Raw genomic sequence first — 19,859 nt, forward strand, 5'->3', positions numbered from 1 at the left:
GATTACAGTTTCTTGGCTTTCTCGATCGCTTCTTCGATGCCGCCGACCATGTAGAACGCTTGTTCTGGCAGGTGGTCGTAGTCACCGTTGAGGATGCCTTTGAAGCCAGCAATGGTGTCTTTCAGGGAAACGTATTTACCCGATGCACCGGTGAAGACTTCAGCCACGAAGAACGGCTGCGACAAGAAACGCTGGATCTTACGAGCACGGTTTACCAACTGCTTGTCGGCTTCCGACAGCTCGTCCATACCCAGGATCGCAATGATGTCCTTCAGTTCTTTGTAACGTTGCAGAACATACTGTACGCCGCGAGCGGTGTCGTAGTGGTCCTGGCCGATTACGTTCGGGTCCAGCTGGCGCGAAGTCGAGTCGAGTGGATCGACCGCTGGGTAGATACCCAGGGAAGCGATGTCACGGGACAGAACGACGGTAGCGTCCAAGTGGGCGAAGGTGGTCGCTGGCGACGGGTCAGTCAAGTCATCCGCAGGTACGTATACCGCTTGGATCGAGGTGATCGAACCGTTCTTGGTCGAAGTGATACGCTCTTGCAGAGTACCCATCTCTTCGGCCAGGGTCGGCTGGTAACCTACTGCGGAAGGCATACGGCCCAGCAGTGCGGATACTTCAGTACCGGCCAGGGTGTAACGATAGATGTTGTCGACGAACAGCAGAACGTCGTTACCTTCGTCACGGAACTTCTCGGCCATGGTCAGGCCGGTCAGTGCTACGCGCAGACGGTTACCCGGCGGCTCGTTCATCTGACCGTAAACCAGTGCCACTTTGTCCAGAACGTTGGAATCCTTCATCTCGTGGTAGAAGTCGTTACCCTCACGAGTACGCTCACCCACACCGGCGAACACGGAATAACCGCTGTGCTCGATGGCGATGTTACGGATCAGTTCCATCATGTTTACGGTTTTGCCTACACCGGCACCACCGAACAGACCGACTTTACCACCCTTGGCGAACGGGCAAACCAGGTCGATAACCTTGATGCCGGTTTCCAGCAGGTCGTTGCCGCCCGCTTGTTCAGCGAAGGTTGGCGCAGGACGGTGAATGCCCCAGCGCTCTTCGGTGTCGATCGGACCAGCTTCGTCGATCGGGTTACCCAGAACGTCCATGATCCGGCCCAGAGTCGCTTTACCGACCGGTACGGAGATGGCAGCGCCAGAGTCGGTGACTTCCAGACCGCGCTTCAAGCCTTCGGTGGAACCCATCGCAATGGTACGAACCACGCCGTCGCCCAGCTGTTGCTGAACTTCGAGGGTGGTTTCAGCCGCGCTCACTACTTTCAGCGCGTTGTAGATGCTCGGTACGCTGTCGCGTGGAAATTCCACGTCGATAACGGCGCCGATGATTTGAACGATACGTCCGCTACTCATAGCTGGATCCTCTGAATATTTGAACCGTTAAACCGCAGCAGCGCCGCCGACGATTTCCGAGATCTCTTGGGTGATCGCAGCCTGACGCGCCTTGTTGTAGACCAGCTGCAAATCGCTGATCAAATCACCGGCGTTGTCGGTAGCGTTCTTCATCGCGATCATCCGCGCAGCCTGTTCAGCCGCGTTGTTCTCGACCACCGCCTGGTAGACCTGCGACTCCACGTAACGGACCATCAAGCCGTCAAGCAGCTCTTTGGCGTCCGGTTCGTACAGATAATCCCAGTGGTGCTTGAGTCCTTGATCCGGGGTTGCCACCAGCGGAATCAACTGCTCCACCGTAGGCGTTTGCGTCATGGTGTTGATGAACTTGTTGGACACCACGGACAGGCGGTCAATACGGCCGTCCAGGTAGGCATCCAGCATCACCTTGACGCTGCCGATCAGGTCATTGATCGACGGCTCTTCACCCAGGTGGCTGATAGCTGCAACGACGTTACCGCCGAAGTTGCGGAAGAAAGCCGCACCCTTGCTACCAACTACACACAGATCGATCTCGACGCCGTTTTCGCGGTTTACCGCCATGTCCTTGACCAGGGCCTTGAACAGGTTGGTGTTCAAGCCACCACACAGACCACGGTCACTGCTCACCACGACATAACCGACGCGCTTTACTTCACGGTCGAGCATGAACGGGTGGCGATATTCCGGGTTGGCGTTGGCCAGATGGCCAATAACCTGGCGGATGCGCTCCGCGTAAGGACGGCTAGCAGCCATGCGCATTTGTGCCTTGCGCATTTTACTGACCGCCACTTTTTCCATGGCGCTGGTAATCTTTTGCGTGCTTTTGATGCTCGCAATCTTACTGCGAATCTCTTTTGCGCCTGCCATGTAACACCTATCAGGTTAGCAAGCGGGAGCCTTTCGGCCCCCGCTGCGGCTTACCAGGTTTGGGTGGCCTTGAACTTCTCGATACCGGCTTTCATGCCAGCGTCGATTTCGTCATTGAAGTCACCCTTCACGTTGATCTTCGCCATCAAATCGGCGTGATCGCGGTTGAAGAAAGCAATCAGCGCTTGTTCAAAGCTGCCGATCTTGGCGATTTCGACGTCAGTCAGGAACCCACGCTCAGCGGCATACAGCGACAGCGCCATGTCAGCGATCGACATTGGTGCGTATTGCTTCTGCTTCATCAGCTCGGTAACGCGCTGACCATGCTCAAGTTGCTTACGGGTCGCTTCGTCCAGGTCAGAAGCGAACTGGGCGAATGCCGCCAGTTCACGGTACTGAGCCAGAGCGGTACGGATACCACCGGAGAGCTTCTTGATGATCTTGGTCTGAGCGGCACCACCCACACGGGATACCGAAACACCGGCGTTCACAGCAGGACGGATCCCGGAGTTGAACATGGCCGATTCCAGGAAGATCTGACCGTCGGTGATGGAAATCACGTTGGTCGGAACGAACGCGGAAACGTCGCCAGCCTGGGTTTCGATGATCGGCAGTGCGGTCAGGGAACCGGTTTTGCCGGTCACTGCGCCGTTGGTGAACTTCTCTACGTATTCTTCCGAAACGCGGGATGCGCGCTCCAGCAGACGGGAGTGGAGATAGAACACGTCGCCTGGGTAAGCTTCACGGCCTGGTGGACGGCGCAGCAGCAGGGAAATCTGGCGGTAAGCCACTGCTTGCTTGGACAGATCGTCATAAACGATCAGCGCGTCTTCACCGCGGTCGCGGAAGAATTCACCCATGGTGCAACCGGAGTACGGTGCCAGGAATTGCAGTGCTGCAGATTCCGAAGCGCTCGCTGCCACGACGATGGTGTTAGCCAGTGCGCCGTTTTCTTCCAGCTTGCGAACCACGTTAGCGATGGTCGATTGTTTCTGACCGATTGCTACGTAGACGCAGAAAATGCCGCTGTCTTTCTGGTTGATGATCGCGTCGATCGCCAGAGCGGTTTTACCGATCTGACGGTCACCGATGATCAGCTCACGCTGGCCACGGCCGACAGGGATCATGGCATCGACAGCCTTGTAGCCAGTCTGTACAGGCTGGTCTACCGACTTACGCCAGATCACGCCTGGAGCAACTTTCTCGACCGCATCGGTCTCGGTGTTGTTCAGCGGACCTTTGCCGTCAACTGGGTTACCCAGTGCGTCGACTACGCGACCCAGCAGTTCCTTACCAACCGGAACTTCGAGGATGCGGCCGGTGCACTTGGCGCTCATGCCTTCAGCCAGAGACTGGTAGGAGCCCAATACAACGGCACCTACGGAGTCTTGCTCCAGGTTGAGAGCCATACCGAAGACGCCGCCCGGAAACTCGATCATCTCGCCGTACATGACGTCGGCCAGACCGTGAATCCGCACGATACCGTCAGATACGCTGACGACAGTGCCTTCGTTACGGGCTTGGGAGGTCACATCGAGCTTGTCGATGCGGCCCTTGATAATTTCACTTATTTCGGAAGGATTGAGTTGCTGCATTGCTCTGCTGCCCCTTCAAACTCAAGATTTCAATGCTTCGGCAAGGCTCGCGAGTTTGCCGCGAACCGAGCCATCGATAACCAGGTCGCCGGCGCGGATGACAATGCCCCCAATAAGGGATTTGTCTTCCTCGACTTGCAGGCGCACTTCCCGGTTGAGTCGTGCACTGAGAACCTTGGCGAGTTTGTCTTGCTGTTCTTGGTTCAATGCAAAAGCACTGGTGACTTCAACGTCTACCGATTTCTCTTGTTCGGCCTTGTACAGGTCGAACAGAGCGGCGATCTCCGGCAACAGCGGGAGACGGTCGTTTTCGGCAACGACGTGAATGAAGTTCTGTGCCTTGGCATCAAACTTGTCGCCGCACACGTCAATAAACGTGGCGGCCTTGTCTGCGCTCGTCAGTCGCGGGGCCTTGAGCACGCGCTGCATAGTGTCGTCTTGCGACACTGCTGCAGCCAGGCCGAGCATGGCTGACCAAGAGGCCAGTTGCTGGTGGGCCTGGGCGTGCTCGAAGGCTGCCTTAGCGTAAGGTCGGGCCAACGTGGTCAATTCTGCCATGATCGCCCTCGCTTAAATTTCAGCAGCCAGTTTGTTTACCAGCTCCGCGTGCGCGTTTTGATCGATTGTGGAACCCAGGATCTTCTCGGCGCCGGAGACTGCCAGGCTACCCAGTTGGGTACGCAGCGCGTCTTTGACACTGTTCAGTTCCTGCTCGATCTCGGCCTGAGCCTGAACCTTCACACGGTCAGCGTCGATGCGGGCTTTTTCAACAGCCTCTTCGACGATCTGGTTACCGCGTTTCTTGGCTTGCTCAATGATTTCGGCTGCCTGAGCTTTTGCTTCGCGCAGTTGCTGACCCGCTTTATCTTGGGCCAGCTCCAGGTCGCGAGCTGCTCGGGCGGCAGCGTCCAGTCCATCCGCGATCTTCTTCTGACGTTCGTGCAAAGCCGCGATGACCGGAGGCCACACGAACTTCATGCAAAACAGTACAAAAATGAAGAACGCAACGGACTGGCCAATCAGGGTTGCATTAATGTTCACGCCAACACCTCGCTCGTTCGTTGCACATCACACCAATTACTCGAAGGTTCGAGTAATTAGCCAGCGAGTTGACCAACGAATGGGTTCGCGAAAGTGAAGAACAGAGCGATACCAACACCGATCATGGTTACGGCGTCGAGCAGACCGGCAACGATGAACATTTTAACTTGCAGCATTGGAACCATTTCTGGCTGACGCGCTGCGCCTTCCAGGAACTTGCCGCCCAACAGGCCGAAACCAATTGCGGTACCCAGTGCGCCCAGGCCGATCAACAGTGCAACAGCGATAGCGGTTAGACCAACTACAGTTTCCATCTTTCCTCCCGACTTTTACGTCGTATGGTTTAGGTTTTTTAGATTTTAAAGCGGTAAAACAAATCGTTTCATAGCCCTGTTCGGGCACCCACTCGTTTGACCGAGTGGGACATCAGACTAGTCGAGACTGGTCTTAATGGTTCTCTTCGTGCGCCATCGACAAGTAAACGATGGTCAACATCATGAAGATAAACGCCTGCAGGGTGATGATCAGGATGTGGAACACAGCCCACGCCCACTGCAGAACTACGCCCAGGCCGCTAAGCCAGAGCAGACCGCTGCCGAACATCACAGCAATCAGAATGAAGACCAGCTCGCCGGCGTACATGTTGCCGAACAGACGCAGTGCCAGGGAGATAGGCTTGGCGATCAGCGTCACGAACTCCAGCAGGAAGTTCACCGGAATCAGCAGCGCTTGAAGAAAGATATTCTTGCTGCCGAACGGGTGCAGGGTCAGTTCGCCGATGAAGCCGCCGATGCCCTTGACCTTGATGCTGTAGAAAATGATCAACGCGAACACCGACAGGGCCATGCCCAGGGTAGCGTTCGGGTCAGTGGTCGATACGGCACGGAAAGGAATGTGCGCATCACCAGTGATCAGGATGGCCAGCTGAGGAATCCAGTCGACCGGGATCAGGTCGACGGCGTTCATCAGGAAGACCCAGACGAAGATGGTCAGTGCCAACGGTGCAATCACCGGGCTACGGCCATGGAAGCTGTCTTTCACGCTGCCATCGACGAATTCGACCAATACTTCAACGAAGTTCTGCAAAGCACCAGGCTGACCCGAAGTCGCCTTCTTTGCCGCCATGCGGAAAAGAAGAACGAAGATCAGACCCAACGCGACCGACCAGCCGAGGGTATCGACGTGGAAAGCCCAGAAGCCCATTTCTTTGGCTTCTGCTGCGGTGTGGGCAAAACCCCACCCGCCAGTTGGGTGCTGACCGAAGGTCAGGTTCTGCAAGTGGTGCTGGATATAGCCCGAAGCGGTTGTCTCTGCCATGGTTGCCTCAAACGCCCTAAGGTCTCGAAAGTCTTGTTCTCATCAGCAGGGGCGCGAACCAGCTGACCAGTTGGGTCAACACGAAGACGCCGAATACAGCTAGCGGCGCCAATGGCTTCACACCTGCGAACGTCAATGCAAAGAGCACTGCCGTCAAAATCAGTTTGCCCGCCTCACCGGCATAAAAAGACCGGACGATGGCTTGAGCTGCTCGGGCGCCGGAAAACCGAAATGCCCTGTGAGCGAAATAAACATTGGGCAGCAAGGCTATCAGGCCTCCGCAGAGTCCTGAGTACCCGGCTACGACTCCATGCCAGTACCAGAGCGCCAAAGCGGCCAGTACCAAAACGACAAATTGAGCCAGTAAGACCGGAAAAACTGCCAGGCGATGGAACGGCAAGCGGTTTGGCGTGCGGCTCTCCATCGTTTTTGCTCCCCAATGATCGGCTGCCAGAATTCAATAACTTGGCATAATTTGTGCCGACAAAATGCGCGCAGAGTATAGGGGCGGTTCAGCCCCTATTCAACTGTCAGGTAGTGATTTCCGACTGCACGCTACATGAGGAAATGTTTCAGCGAATGTGCGCGAGCACACCCTGAAGCTCATCGAGGGAGTTGTAACCAATGACCAACTGCCCTTTCCCCTTCTTTCCGTGGCGGATCTGCACCGCAGAGCCTAGGCGTTCAGCCAGGCGCTGCTCGAGTCGGGCGATATCCGGGTCCGGTTTAACCGGTTCAGCAGGCTCCTGTTTGCCACTCAACCACTGGCGAACCAGTGCCTCAGTCTGGCGCACAGTCAGCCCCCGTGCGACAACATGTCGCGCCCCTTCAACCTGTTGATTCTCCGGCAAACCGAGCAAAGCACGGGCATGACCCATTTCCAGGTCACCGTGCGACAGCATGGTTTTGATAACTTCCGGCAACGCGATCAAGCGTAGCAGGTTGGCCACGGTCACGCGGGATTTGCCCACGGCTTCGGCCACTTGTTGCTGAGTCAGCTGGAATTCCTGCTGCAAACGCTGCAAGGCCACGGCTTCTTCGATCGGATTGAGGTCTTCACGCTGGATGTTTTCGATCAGCGCCATGGCGATCGCGGTTTCATCCGGCACATCGCGAACCATCGCCGGGATGGTTTCCTGGCCAGCCTGCTGGCTGGCGCGCCAGCGGCGTTCACCGGCGATGATTTCGAAGCGACCGCTGCCGATCGGACGAACCACGATCGGCTGCATCACGCCCTGGGCCTTGATCGACTGCGCCAGCTCTTCCAGCGCCTGAGGATCCATGTCCCGACGTGGCTGGTACTTGCCGCGCTGGATCAGGTCCAGGGGCAGGTGCTGCAGCTCACGCTGATCAGCCTGCACCGCTTGTTCTTCCAGCGAGCTGACAGTCGGACCACTCAGCAGTGCATCCAGTCCACGTCCGAGACCTCGTTTCTTGACGGCCATGGGGATTCCTTAAGTTGCCTGAGCGGCGGCGGTGCGTGAGTTTTTGCGTTGACGGCGAACCATCTCGCCCGCCAATGCCAGGTAGGCAATGGCGCCCCGTGATGTCTTGTCGTACGCCAGCGCCGGCATGCCATAGCTTGGCGCTTCGGCCAGGCGGATGTTGCGCGGAATGACGGTGTCGTAGAGCTGCTCGCCGAAGTGTTCCTTGAGCTGCGCCGATACGTCGTTCATCAGGCTCAGGCGCGGGTCATACATGGTCCGCAACAGGCCTTCGACTTTCAGGTTCGGGTTGAGCAATTCAGCGATGCGTTTGATGTTATCCACAAGGTCGCTCAAACCTTCGAGCGCAAAGTACTCGCATTGCATGGGGATAATCACCCCGTCCGCCGCGACCAAGGCATTCAGCGTGAGCATCGACAGCGACGGTGGGCAGTCGATCAAAATGTAATCGTAGTTTTCACGGATCGGCGCCAGCGCACTGCGCAGACGGCTTTCCTTCATCTGCATTTCCAGCAGAACCACTTCGGCAGCGGTCAGGTCGCGGTTGGCCGGCAACAGCTGGTAACCACCGTGCTCGGAGTAGTGCATGGCCTGGGCCAGGTCGCACTCGCCGATCAACAGGTCGTAAACCGAGTTTTCCAGCCCGTGTTTATCCACACCGCTACCCATGGTGGCGTTGCCCTGTGGATCGAGATCGATCAACAGCACCCGGCGCTTGGTAGCGACCAGGGAAGCTGCGAGGTTGATGCAGGTGGTGGTTTTACCCACACCACCTTTCTGGTTCGCTATCGCGAATACCTTAGCCATTCTTGCTTGTGTTCCCAATCATGCCGTGCGGCGCAGTATCAGCAGATGGCGTTGGCCTTGGCAACCAGGTACGGCCAGGGCGTGTTCGCTATCGAGGTGGAAGTCTGCCGGCAATGCTACCAGCTCATCGGCCGGATGAACGCCCTTCATTGCCAGCCAGCGTGTATTGGCGTCGCCGAGGTGGCGAGTCCAGTTACTGAAGTTTTCCATGCTGCTGAACGCCCGGGAAATGATCCCGTTGAATGGCTGTGCAGGCTGGAAAGCTTCGACACGGCTGTGGATAACTTGCAGGTTATCCAGTTTGAGTTCGAGTTTGACCTGGGTCAGGAAGCGGGTTTTCTTGCCGTTGCTGTCCAGACAGGTCACTTGCGACTCTGGAAACAGGATGGCCAATGGAATACCGGGCATGCCGCCACCGCTGCCAACGTCCAGCCAGCGACCGTTTTCGACGAACGACATCACGCTCAAACTGTCGAGCAGGTGACGGGAGACCATTTCATCCGGATCGCGAACGGCAGTCAGGTTGTAAGCCTTGTTCCATTTGATCAACAGGGCCAAGTAACCCAGCAACTGCGCGTGCTGGGCTTCTGTCAGCGTGACACCGAGCTGGCGAGCACCTGTGGATAACTCTTCGGCATGTTGCGAGGTGACCAACGAACTCAAGCGCTTTGCTCCAACTGACGGCCCGCGCCGCGTTTTTTCAAATGAATCATCAACAGCGAAATCGCTGCCGGCGTTACGCCCGGGATACGCGACGCCTGGCCCAAGGTCTCTGGACGGGTCGCACCGAGCTTGCTCTGGATCTCTTTGGAGAGACCGGAAATGTTCGTGTAATCGATATCCACAGGCAGTTTTGTATCTTCGCTGGCCCGCAGACGGGCAATTTCGTCCTGCTGACGATCGATGTAACCGGCGTATTTGGTCTTGATTTCAACCTGCTCGGCGACTTGCGGATCTTCCGCGCCCCCACCGGTCACGGCGATCAGACCAGCGTAGTCGATTTCCGGACGGCTCAGCAGATTGAGCAAATTGTATTCGTGGGTCAGCGGCGTACCGAACTTCTCGGAAATCGCATCGCCCTGCTCGGTGCCCGGGCGAACCCAGGTGCTTTTCAGGCGTTGCTCTTCCAGGGTGATGCTTTCGCGTTTGGTGCAGAACGCCGCCCAACGCGCGTCATCCACCAGGCCCAGCTCGCGACCTTTTTCGGTCAGGCGCAGGTCGGCGTTGTCTTCACGCAGGATCAAGCGGTACTCGGCGCGGGATGTGAACATCCGGTACGGCTCTTGAGTACCGAGGGTAATCAGGTCGTCGACCAACACCCCGATGTACGCCTCATCGCGACGCGGACACCAAGCGTCTTTGCCTTGCGCACGCAGTGCAGCGTTGGCACCAGCCAGCAAACCCTGGGCGCCGGCTTCTTCGTAACCGGTGGTGCCGTTGATTTGCCCGGCGAAAAACAGACCGCCAATGACTTTGGTTTCCAGGCTGTATTTCAAGTCACGCGGGTCGAAATAATCATATTCGATGGCGTAGCCCGGACGAACAATGTGCGCGTTTTCCATGCCGCGGATCGATTGGACGATCTGCAATTGCACGTCGAACGGCAAGGAGGTGGATATCCCGTTCGGGTACAGCTCGTGCGTGGTCAAACCTTCCGGTTCGATGAAGACCTGGTGGCTTTCCTTGTCGGCAAAGCGATGGATTTTGTCTTCGATCGACGGGCAATAACGCGGGCCGATGCCTTCGATCAAGCCTGCATCGGAATACATCGGCGAGCGATCAAGGTTGGCGGCAATGATTTCGTGGGTACGGGCGTTGGTGTGGGTAATCCAGCAGCTCACCTGTTTCGGATGCTGCTCTTTGGAACCCATGAACGACATCACCGGGATCGGTGTATCTCCGGCTTGTTCGGTCATGACCGAGAAATCCACAGTACGACCGTCGATACGCGGCGGTGTACCGGTTTTCAGACGACCAACGCGCAGCGGTAATTCACGCAAACGGTGAGCCAGGGCGATTGATGGCGGATCACCGGCACGGCCACCGGAGTAGTTCTGCATTCCGATGTGGATAAGTCCACCGAGGAAGGTGCCAGTGGTCAACACCACGGAATCGGCGAAGAAACGCAGACCCATTTGGGTGACAACACCGCGCACTGTTTCCTGTTCGACGATCAGGTCATCGGCAGCTTGTTGAAATATCCACAGGTTCGGCTGGTTTTCCAATGCTTCGCGGACAGCGGCCTTGTACAGAACCCGGTCTGCCTGAGCGCGAGTCGCTCGTACGGCCGGGCCTTTGCGGCTGTTCAACACGCGAAATTGAATACCACCTTTGTCGGTGGCCATGGCCATCGCGCCGCCAAGGGCATCGATTTCCTTGACCAGATGGCTTTTGCCGATCCCGCCAATGGCGGGGTTGCAGCTCATGGCACCAAGGGTTTCCACGTTATGCGTCAGCAACAGGGTTTTTGCACCCATACGTGCTGAGGCCAGTGCTGCCTCGGTACCGGCATGACCGCCGCCGATGACGATCACTTCAAAACGGGAAGGGAAATCCACCACGCACCTCGTGCCTGCTTCAGTAGGTAATCAGGAATAGTTTGAGCTCAGGTTTCTATACCTGGTCGGCAAGTATAGGGACTTCGCCCTTCCTAAAGAACCCTTTGCACAAAATTTAACCAGCTGTGGAGAAGTCGGGGTTATAGAAATTAAAAAGAGAGAAATTTATTAAATCTTTGTTTTTATGTTTATTTCTACTGAGGCACCTTTCTGTGGATAGATCTCTACAGGCCTTTATATTCAATATGTACGGAGATTCAAAACCCTGTGGCCATGTACCAAGGAGGCCCTTGGATAACCGGTTTAAGCCTGTGGATTAAAGGGTTGGTTATCCACAGGGACGGTTATCTTCAGTTTTCAGGCCCTGTTATCAACTGCCCTTAGTGGCAGTTACTCACAGGGCTTAATCCACAGAAAAGCGCTGATCGAGCAAATTCCGCACAAGGAAAATTCGCTCAAGCAGAAAGAATCTGCTCAGCACTGGAGGAAGATCTAAGAGAAGGGAGGGAACAGACAGGCGCGAATGGCCTGTCTGTGGACAACGGAAGGACTATTTACCGATGCAGAAGCTGGAAAAAATGCGTCCCAGCAGGTCATCGGAGCTGAATGCACCGGTGATTTCACCCAAAGAGTGCTGAGCCTGGCGTAAATCTTCGGCCAGCAGTTCACCGGCGCCCGCGAGGGTCAGCTGTGCTCGACCATGCTCAAGGGATGCGCTGGCATGCCGCAAGGCCTCAAGGTGACGCCTGCGTGCACTGAAGCTGCTTTCCGAGGTCTGCTCGTAACCCATGCAGGCCTTGAGGTGATCGCGCAGCAATTCCAGGCCATCACCTGCAGACTTGGCACTCAGGCTGATGGTGACATGGCCATCGTCACTGACCTCGAGGGCAATGGCTTCACCCGTCAGATCAGCCTTGTTACGAATCAGCGTGACTTTGGCCGGGTCCGGGCGGGTTTCGAGGAATTCCGGCCACAGCGCGAACGGATCAAGTGCCTCAGGAGCAGTCGCATCGACCACCAACAGCACGCGATCTGCCTCGCTGATGGCTTTCAACGCCCGCTCTACGCCGATTTTCTCAACCTGGTCATCGGTATCCCGCAGACCAGCGGTGTCGACCACGTGCAACGGCATGCCATCGATGTGGATATGTTCGCGAAGAATGTCCCGGGTGGTGCCGGCAATCTCGGTCACGATCGCGGCTTCTCGACCGGCCAGGGCATTCAGCAGGCTGGACTTGCCGGCATTCGGCCGGCCAGCAATGACCACGGTCATCCCATCGCGCAGCAAGGCACCTTGGCCTGCTTCACGAAGCACTGTGGATAATTCATCGCGTACTTTGTCGAGCATCGCCAGTACGTGGCCATCGGCCAGGAAGTCGATTTCTTCTTCCGGAAAGTCGATGGCAGCCTCGACGTAGATGCGCAGGCCAATCAACTGCTCGGTGAGGTTATGCACACGCTGGGAAAAGGCGCCTTGCAAAGAACGCAGTGCATTTCGCGCAGCCTGTGCAGAACTTGCCTCGATCAAGTCGGCGATGGCTTCCGCCTGCGCCAGATCGAGCTTGTCATTGAGGAAGGCACGCTCACTGAATTCACCTGGCCTTGCCAGACGGCAGCCAAGTTCCAGGCAACGTTTGAGCAACATATCGAGAACGATCGGCCCGCCGTGACCCTGCAGTTCAAGCACGTCTTCGCCGGTGAAGGAGTTCGGTCCCGGGAAATACAGCGCAATACCTTCGTCCAGCACCTCTTCGTTTTCATTGAGAAACGGGCCGTAGTGGGCGAATCGAGGTTTCAGTTCGCGACCGCTGATTGCCTTGGCAGCAATGCTTGCCAACGGCCCGGAAATACGGACGATGCCCACACCGCCGCGGCCTTGAGCGGTGGCGACAGCTGTAATGGTTTCCCGAGGAACGCTCATAAACCGGTATCCAGACAAAAGTGACAGATAGCAAAACGCCCCACTAGGGGGCGTTTTGAGTGGTTATCCACAGTGTAAATCAGGCAGCTGCTTTAGTAGCCGCTTCGACTTTACGCGTGATGTACCACTGTTGGGCGATGGACAGGCAGTTGTTGACTACCCAGTACAGCACCAGACCAGCCGGGAACCACAGGAAGAAGAAGGTGAAGATGATTGGCATCAGCTTCATTACCTTCGCCTGCATCGGATCCGGAGGAGTCGGGTTCAACTGCTGCTGGATGAACATGGTTGCACCCATGATGATCGGCAGAATGAAGAACGGATCCTTGATCGACAGGTCAGTAATCCACAGCATGAACGGCGCTTGGCGCATTTCAACGCTTTCCAGCAGAACCCAGTACAGCGAAAGGAAAACCGGCATCTGCACGAGGATTGGCAAGCAACCACCCAGCGGATTGATCTTCTCTTTCTTGTACAGCTCCATCATGGCTTGCGACATTTTCTGCCGGTCATCGCCATGTTGCTCTTTCAGCGCGGCCAGTTTCGGTGCCACTGCACGCATGCGCGCCATGGATTTGTAACTGGCAGCCGACAACGGGAAGAAAATCCCTTTGATCAGCATGGTCAGGAAGATGATCGACCAGCCCCAGTTACCGATCAGTGCGTGGATGTGTTGCAGCAGCCAGAAGATTGGCTGGGCAATGAACCACAGGATGCCGTAGTCGACGGTCAGTTCCAGACCTGGGGACAACTCTTTCAGCACAGCCTGGCTTTTCGGACCGGCGTATAGAACAGCGCTGGTTTCGGCTTTTGCACCTGGCGCGACAGTCATTGCCGGTGCGGTGTAGCCGATGATGTAATTGCCTTTGCTGTCTTTACGGGTCTGGACGAGGTTGTTCTCGCCTTTTGCCGGAATCCACGCGGTCACGAAGTAGTGCTGCAACCATGCAACCCAACCACCGTTAACGGTTTCTTTCAGCTGAGCCTTGTCCATGTCGCTCATCGACACTTTCTTGTACGGCTCGTTACTTGTCCACAGGGCAGCGCCCAGGTAAGTCGCGGTGCCGGTGGCAGTGCTGGAAGAAGGGTCGGAGCTGGCGTCGCGCTTCAGCTGGGCGAACATCGCACCCGACCAAGGCTTGGCGCTTTCGTTGTCGATCAGGTAGGAAACGGTTACGTCATACAGGCCACGTTTCACAGTGAAACGCTTGATGTAGTTGACGCCGTCCTTGCTGAACTTCAGGTCGACGACCATTTGGTCCTGACCGTCAGCCAGTTGATAGATCTTCTTCTCCGAGGAGTAAACCGGACGACCGGCAGGACTTGCGTCCGGACCATCAGTACCGATCAAACCGCTCTGGGCCAGGTAAGTCCGCTCGTTGCCGTTATCGAACAGCTGGAATGGAATTTCCGGATGGTCCTGGCGACGTGGATACAGCGGCAGCGTCAACTGGGCAACATCACCACCTTGTGGATCGATAGCCAGGTTGAGCACATCCGTTTTGATCTGGATGAGGTCTTTGCTTGCAGCTACTGGGGTTTCAGCAGGTGCAACGGCACTGGTTTCGCTTGCGGCGCGTGGAATGTCGTCACTGACAGAAGCATTATTGCCAGTCGCCGTGTCCGGTAGGCCCGGTGCGGAAGTACTGGAAGCAACATTCTGAGTCGGCAGGGCAGCCTGACCATAGTCCTGGTTCCATTTAAGAACCATAACGTAGGACACGATTGCCAGGGCGACGATCAGGATCGTGCGTTTGATATCCATGATTACTCGGCCATCGAAGAAGAACGGGAGGTAGGGATAGATGGAACCGGGTCATAACCACCGGGATTCCACGGATGACAGCGACCTAAACGACGAAAGGCCAGCCAGCCACCGCGCAGAAGGCCATGATTTTCTATGGCTTCATACGCGTAGCAGGAACAACTGGGGTAGAAACGACAGTGACTGGCCATCAGGGGACTAATGGCATAGCGATAAAACTGGATCGGAACGAGTGCCAGTTTACGCATCGGGACTGTCTACCCCTACAGTTTCGGTTTTGACTGCTGGTACCGGCTTGCTACGTGCCAGACGCTTCCAGAGCTTGCCGAAATGCTGAATCAATTCGGGGTTTTCTACGTCACCCAAACCTTTGCGCGCGACGATAACGATGTCCCAACCGACCAATGAATCCTGGTTCAGCCGAAACGATTCGCGCATCAGACGTTTGAGGCGATTGCGCTCGACGGAGAGCTTTACGCTCTTTTTCCCGATAACCAGCCCTAGACGGGGGTGATCAAGATCGTTGTTGCGCGCAAGGAGCAGGAGATTTTTCCCCGGAACCTTGCCGGTAGGGGAGTCAAAGACTGCCTTGAAATGCCGGGGAGTTAGCAGACGCTTTTCCCGACTGAAGTCCTGACTCACCTCCAGTGCCGGCTTATCAAACTGCCAGACGCGCACGACCTTTGGCGCGACGACGCGACAGAACGGCACGACCGTTCTTGGTAGCCATGCGAGCACGGAAACCGTGGGTACGAGCGCGTTTGATAGTGCTTGGTTGGAAAGTACGTTTCATTGTCGTGTTACCTGGTTCGTCCACAACGGGCCGGAATGGCCCCCGTTTTAAGAGACCGGGGATTCTAGAGAAAGCAAGCCTCTAGGTCAATTTCCAACCAGCGTTTCCTTGTAAATAGATCTCCAGGGGATTTCTCGTCCGCAGGTCCTTCGCTAGATATAGAAATAAAGAAGGAAGTTATTTAAAGCTTTTCTGTAAAGCTTATAAAAGCTAGGGGCACGATCATCTGTGGATAACTACCTTTAGCCCTTCTATCTCGCACTGTACAGAGAATGACAACTACGGTGGAAAACAGGGGGCAGCCTGTGCTGCGCTGTCGGATAAGCTGTGTGTGGAATGGTCAGTTATCCACAGGCAGGTTATCCACCGAGTTTCGCCCCCACTTGTCCAGTGCCCTCATGGGCGGTTATCCACAGAGCTTATGCACATACCATTGGTCGTCTTTTTTGCGGTTAACGCGTTGATAATTCATGGCCTGTGCGCAACCTGCATGTGGATAAGTGGGCGTGTGGCCGCTACAATGGCCGCTTGTTTTTGCCTCACCGGCTTTCAACTTAGGGGATATCCGTGTCAGTGGAACTTTGGCAGCAGTGCGTGGAGCTTTTGCGCGATGAGCTGCCTGCCCAACAATTCAACACTTGGATCCGTCCACTACAGGTCGAAGCCGAAGGCGACGAGTTGCGTGTTTACGCACCGAATCGTTTTGTTCTCGACTGGGTCAACGAAAAGTACCTGGGCCGCGTCCTTGAACTGCTGGATGAGCATGGCAATGGCATGGCGCCTGCGCTCTCCTTATTAATAGGCAGCAAACGCAGTTCGGCGCCCCGTGCGGCGCCGAATGCACCGTTGGCCGCCGCTGCTTCCCAGGCTCAAGCGCCTGTCAGTGCTCCGGCCCCAGCCCCGGCGACCGCACCGACCAAGCGTGCGACTCAAAAAGTTGCCGAGGTCAGTGAAGAGCCGTCTCGTGACAGCTTCGACCCGATGGCCGGGGCCAGTTCGCAACAGGCGCCGGTTCGTTCCGAGCAGCGCACGGTGCAGGTCGAAGGCGCGCTCAAGCACACCAGTTACCTGAACCGTACCTTCACCTTCGAAAACTTCGTCGAGGGTAAGTCCAACCAACTGGCCCGGGCTGCGGCCTGGCAAGTGGCGGACAACCCGAAGCACGGTTACAACCCGCTCTTCCTTTATGGCGGCGTCGGTCTGGGTAAAACCCACTTGATGCACGCGGTGGGTAACCACCTATTAAAGAAGAACCCGAATGCCAAGGTCGTGTACCTGCATTCCGAGCGTTTCGTGGCCGACATGGTCAAGGCGCTGCAACTGAACGCGATCAACGAGTTCAAGCGCTTCTACCGTTCGGTGGATGCATTGCTGATCGATGATATTCAGTTCTTCGCCCGCAAAGAGCGTTCCCAGGAAGAGTTTTTCCACACGTTCAACGCCCTGCTTGAAGGTGGCCAGCAGGTCATTCTCACCAGTGACCGCTACCCGAAAGAAATCGAAGGCCTTGAAGAACGCCTGAAATCCCGCTTTGGCTGGGGCCTGACGGTTGCCGTCGAGCCGCCGGAGCTGGAAACCCGCGTAGCGATCCTGATGAAGAAGGCCGACCAGGCCAAAGTCGATCTGCCACACGATGCAGCGTTCTTTATTGCCCAGCGTATTCGCTCCAACGTCCGTGAGCTGGAAGGCGCGCTCAAACGCGTCATCGCCCACTCGCACTTCATGGGCCGCGATATCACCATCGAGTTGATTCGCGAATCCCTGAAAGACCTGTTGGCGCTGCAAGACAAACTGGTCTCTGTGGATAACATTCAGCGCACGGTCGCCGAGTACTACAAGATCAAGATCTCCGACCTGCTGTCCAAACGTCGTTCACGTTCGGTCGCACGTCCGCGGCAGGTTGCAATGGCGTTGTCCAAAGAGTTGACTAACCACAGCCTGCCGGAAATCGGTGATGTGTTTGGCGGCCGCGACCACACCACCGTTTTGCACGCCTGCCGCAAGATCAACGAACTTAAGGAATCCGACGCGGACATCCGCGAGGACTACAAGAACCTGCTGCGTACACTGACCACTTGATGAACACCAGCGCAGCTTATTAAGGCAAGGGACTAGACCATGCATTTCACCATTCAACGCGAAGCCCTGTTGAAACCCCTGCAACTGGTCGCAGGCGTCGTTGAGCGCCGACAGACCTTGCCGGTGCTTTCCAACGTGCTGCTGGTTGTCGAAGGCCAGCAGTTGTCGCTGACCGGTACCGACCTGGAGGTCGAGCTGGTCGGTCGTGTGCAACTTGAAGAGCCTGCGGATCCGGGTTCCATCACCGTGCCTGCGCGCAAGCTGATGGACATCTGCAAGAGCTTGCCGAACGATGCGCTGATCGACATCAAGGTCGACGAGCAGAAGCTTGTGGTGAAGGCCGGCCGTAGCCGCTTCACCCTGTCGACACTGCCAGCCAACGATTTCCCGACAGTCGAAGAAGGCCCTGGCTCCCTGACTTGCAGCCTGGAGCAGAGCAAACTGCGTCGTCTGATCGAACGCACCAGCTTCGCCATGGCCCAGCAGGACGTGCGTTACTACCTGAACGGCATGCTGCTGGAAGTTTCTGAAGGCATCATCCGCGCAGTGGCCACTGACGGTCACCGTCTGGCCATGTGCTCGATGAAAGCCGATATCGGTCAGCCGGATCGCCACCAGGTCATCGTGCCGCGCAAGGGTATCCTTGAACTGGCGCGACTGCTGACTGAGCCGGACGGCATCGTCAGCATCGTTCTGGGCCAGCACCACATCCGCGCCACTACGGGTGAGTTCACCTTCACGTCGAAGTTGGTCGACGGCAAATTCCCGGACTACGAGCGTGTTCTGCCTAAAGGTGGCGACAAGCTCGTGCTCGGTGACCGCCAAGCCCTGCGTGAGGCATTCAGCCGTACCGCAATTCTGTCCAACGAGAAGTACCGCGGTATCCGTCTGCAATTGGCCAACGGTCAGCTGAAGATCCAGGCGAACAACCCGGAGCAGGAAGAAGCTGAAGAAGAAGTGGGTGTTGAGTACAACGGCGGCAATCTGGAAATCGGCTTCAACGTGAGCTATCTGCTCGACGTGCTGGGTGTGATGACCACCGAGCAGGTTCGCCTGATCCTGTCCGACTCCAACAGCAGCGCACTGGTGCAAGAGTCCGACAACGACGACTCGGCCTACGTTGTTATGCCGATGCGTCTGTAATCATGCTCAGCAGAAGCTAGATGTCCTTAAGTCGCGTCTCGGTCACCGCGGTGCGCAATCTGCACCCGGTGACCATCTCCCCCTCCCCCCGAATCAATATTCTTTACGGCGCCAACGGCAGCGGCAAAACCAGTGTTCTGGAAGCCATTCACCTGCTGGGGCTTGCCCGTTCGTTTCGTAGCACCCGTCTGTTGCCCGTTATTCAATACGAGCAACTGGCATGCACAGTGTTTGGGCAGGTTGAATTGGCCGAAGGTGGCCACAGCGCATTGGGGATATCTCGCGACCGTCAGGGTGAGTTCCAGATCCGCATCGATGGCCAGAACGCCCGCAGCGCGGCGCAACTGGCAGAGATCCTGCCGCTTCAGTTGATTAACCCGGACAGCTTCCGTTTGCTGGAGGGCGCGCCGAAGATTCGTCGGCAGTTTCTCGACTGGGGCGTGTTCCACGTGGAACCGCGATTCATGTCCACGTGGCAGCGCTTGCAGAAGGCCCTGCGCCAGAGAAACTCTTGGCTGCGGCATGGTACACTTGACGCCGTTTCGCAAGCGGTTTGGGACAGGGAACTGTGCCAGGCCAGCGCTGAAATAGATGAATACCGCCGCGCTTACATCAAAGCCTTGAAACCAGTCTTTGAACAGACCTTGAGCGAACTGGTTGAGCTCGAGGGCTTAACGCTTAGCTATTACCGCGGTTGGGACAAGGACCGGGAGCTGAGTGCAGTGCTCGCCGGGTCCCTTCAGCGGGATCAGCAAATGGGTCATACCCAGGCCGGACCACAACGTGCTGATTTGCGTCTTAGATTGGGCGCACATAACGCCGCGGACATCTTGTCCCGTGGACAGCAGAAGTTGGTGGTCTGTGCGTTACGGATTGCCCAAGGGCACCTGGTGAGCCAGGCCCGACGCGGTCAGTGTATTTATCTGGTGGATGACCTGCCGTCCGAACTGGACGAGCACCACCGCCGCGCGCTTTGCCGCTTGCTGGAAGACTTACGCTGCCAGGTGTTTATCACCTGTGTAGATCACGAATTATTGAGGGAAGGCTGGCAGACGGAAACGCCAGTCGCTCTGTTCCACGTGGAACAGGGCCGTATCACCCAGACCCACGACCATCGGGAGTGAA

The 19,859-nt window shown here is 56.6% G+C and carries 20 protein-coding genes; 3 read left to right on the forward strand and 17 right to left on the reverse strand.

Annotated features, from left to right (window positions below; genetic code table 11):
- Window positions 1-2: 2 nt before the first annotated feature.
- The 17 genes from atpD to rpmH all read right to left on the reverse strand — a co-directional run bounded on the left by atpD (window position 3) and on the right by rpmH (window position 15,512).
- The gene (gene atpD / locus ACYZT8_RS30010) at window positions 3-1,382 is read right to left on the reverse strand and encodes a F0F1 ATP synthase subunit beta (RefSeq protein WP_008155715.1); all 1,380 of its coding nucleotides are present in this window, start codon (window positions 1,380-1,382) and stop codon (window positions 3-5) included.
- 27 nt (window positions 1,383-1,409) lie between these two features.
- Window positions 1,410-2,270, reverse strand: a complete 861-nt coding sequence (gene atpG / locus ACYZT8_RS30015) for a F0F1 ATP synthase subunit gamma (RefSeq protein WP_461978118.1) — start codon at window positions 2,268-2,270, stop codon at window positions 1,410-1,412.
- 50 nt (window positions 2,271-2,320) lie between these two features.
- Window positions 2,321-3,865: a F0F1 ATP synthase subunit alpha gene (gene atpA / locus ACYZT8_RS30020; RefSeq protein WP_008007884.1), complete on the reverse strand. Its 1,545-nt coding sequence runs from the start codon at window positions 3,863-3,865 to the stop codon at window positions 2,321-2,323.
- Window positions 3,866-3,886: 21 nt separating this feature from the next.
- Window positions 3,887-4,423 carry a F0F1 ATP synthase subunit delta gene (locus ACYZT8_RS30025; RefSeq protein ID WP_109626976.1) on the reverse strand — a complete coding sequence of 179 codons (537 nt, stop codon included), beginning with the start codon at window positions 4,421-4,423 and terminating at the stop codon, window positions 3,887-3,889.
- A 12-nt stretch (window positions 4,424-4,435) separates the two neighbouring features.
- Window positions 4,436-4,906, reverse strand: a complete 471-nt coding sequence (locus ACYZT8_RS30030; protein WP_131059033.1) for a F0F1 ATP synthase subunit B — start codon at window positions 4,904-4,906, stop codon at window positions 4,436-4,438.
- Between the two features lie 56 nt (window positions 4,907-4,962).
- The gene (gene atpE / locus ACYZT8_RS30035; protein ID WP_002555987.1) at window positions 4,963-5,220 is read right to left on the reverse strand and encodes a F0F1 ATP synthase subunit C; all 258 of its coding nucleotides are present in this window, start codon (window positions 5,218-5,220) and stop codon (window positions 4,963-4,965) included.
- 133 nt (window positions 5,221-5,353) lie between these two features.
- Complete coding sequence (gene atpB / locus ACYZT8_RS30040) at window positions 5,354-6,223, reverse strand: F0F1 ATP synthase subunit A (protein WP_162437614.1); 870 nt, start codon at window positions 6,221-6,223, stop codon at window positions 5,354-5,356.
- Window positions 6,224-6,239: 16 nt separating this feature from the next.
- A complete protein-coding gene (locus tag ACYZT8_RS30045; RefSeq protein WP_007948092.1) occupies window positions 6,240-6,647 on the reverse strand; it encodes a F0F1 ATP synthase subunit I in 408 nt (135 codons plus the stop codon).
- A gap of 148 nt (window positions 6,648-6,795) precedes the next feature.
- Window positions 6,796-7,668 carry a ParB/RepB/Spo0J family partition protein gene (locus ACYZT8_RS30050; protein WP_008027541.1) on the reverse strand — a complete coding sequence of 291 codons (873 nt, stop codon included), beginning with the start codon at window positions 7,666-7,668 and terminating at the stop codon, window positions 6,796-6,798.
- A gap of 9 nt (window positions 7,669-7,677) precedes the next feature.
- Complete coding sequence (locus ACYZT8_RS30055) at window positions 7,678-8,475, reverse strand: ParA family protein (RefSeq protein ID WP_027926208.1); 798 nt, start codon at window positions 8,473-8,475, stop codon at window positions 7,678-7,680.
- An 18-nt stretch (window positions 8,476-8,493) separates the two neighbouring features.
- Window positions 8,494-9,138 (reverse strand): 16S rRNA (guanine(527)-N(7))-methyltransferase RsmG, encoded by a 645-nt coding sequence (gene rsmG / locus ACYZT8_RS30060; protein WP_461978120.1) that lies wholly within the window; start codon window positions 9,136-9,138, stop codon window positions 8,494-8,496.
- On the reverse strand, window positions 9,135-11,033 hold the full coding sequence (gene mnmG, locus ACYZT8_RS30065) for a tRNA uridine-5-carboxymethylaminomethyl(34) synthesis enzyme MnmG (RefSeq protein ID WP_461978122.1): 1,899 nt from the start codon (window positions 11,031-11,033) through the stop codon (window positions 9,135-9,137). Before mnmG ends, rsmG begins: the two co-directional genes overlap by 4 nt.
- 550 nt (window positions 11,034-11,583) lie before the next feature.
- The gene (mnmE, locus tag ACYZT8_RS30070; RefSeq protein WP_461978124.1) at window positions 11,584-12,954 is read right to left on the reverse strand and encodes a tRNA uridine-5-carboxymethylaminomethyl(34) synthesis GTPase MnmE; all 1,371 of its coding nucleotides are present in this window, start codon (window positions 12,952-12,954) and stop codon (window positions 11,584-11,586) included.
- A 79-nt stretch (window positions 12,955-13,033) separates the two neighbouring features.
- A complete protein-coding gene (yidC, locus tag ACYZT8_RS30075) occupies window positions 13,034-14,719 on the reverse strand; it encodes a membrane protein insertase YidC (RefSeq protein ID WP_461978126.1) in 1,686 nt (561 codons plus the stop codon).
- A 2-nt stretch (window positions 14,720-14,721) separates the two neighbouring features.
- Entirely contained in the window at window positions 14,722-14,967 is a 246-nt protein-coding gene (gene yidD, locus ACYZT8_RS30080) for a membrane protein insertion efficiency factor YidD (RefSeq protein WP_074872215.1), read from the reverse strand.
- The gene (gene rnpA, locus ACYZT8_RS30085) at window positions 14,960-15,361 is read right to left on the reverse strand and encodes a ribonuclease P protein component (protein ID WP_010465490.1); all 402 of its coding nucleotides are present in this window, start codon (window positions 15,359-15,361) and stop codon (window positions 14,960-14,962) included. The genes yidD and rnpA overlap by 8 nt, the downstream gene beginning before the upstream one ends.
- Window positions 15,362-15,377: 16 nt before the next feature.
- A complete protein-coding gene (gene rpmH, locus ACYZT8_RS30090; RefSeq protein WP_003213577.1) occupies window positions 15,378-15,512 on the reverse strand; it encodes a 50S ribosomal protein L34 in 135 nt (44 codons plus the stop codon).
- A gap of 567 nt (window positions 15,513-16,079) precedes the next feature.
- On the opposite strand from rpmH, the gene dnaA reads away from it, so the two are divergent.
- From dnaA to recF, 3 genes are read left to right on the forward strand one after another with little or no spacing between them, the layout of a single operon-like run.
- Window positions 16,080-17,591, forward strand: coding sequence for a chromosomal replication initiator protein DnaA (gene dnaA / locus ACYZT8_RS30095; protein WP_461978128.1), 1,512 nt, complete (start codon window positions 16,080-16,082; stop codon window positions 17,589-17,591).
- Window positions 17,592-17,630: 39 nt separating this feature from the next.
- Complete coding sequence (gene dnaN, locus ACYZT8_RS30100; protein ID WP_008155702.1) at window positions 17,631-18,734, forward strand: DNA polymerase III subunit beta; 1,104 nt, start codon at window positions 17,631-17,633, stop codon at window positions 18,732-18,734.
- Between the two features lie 20 nt (window positions 18,735-18,754).
- A complete protein-coding gene (recF, locus tag ACYZT8_RS30105) occupies window positions 18,755-19,858 on the forward strand; it encodes a DNA replication/repair protein RecF (protein ID WP_131059041.1) in 1,104 nt (367 codons plus the stop codon).
- Window position 19,859 lies beyond the last annotated feature (1 nt).

It is taken from the genome of Pseudomonas sp. LB3P93, assembly GCF_054898025.1.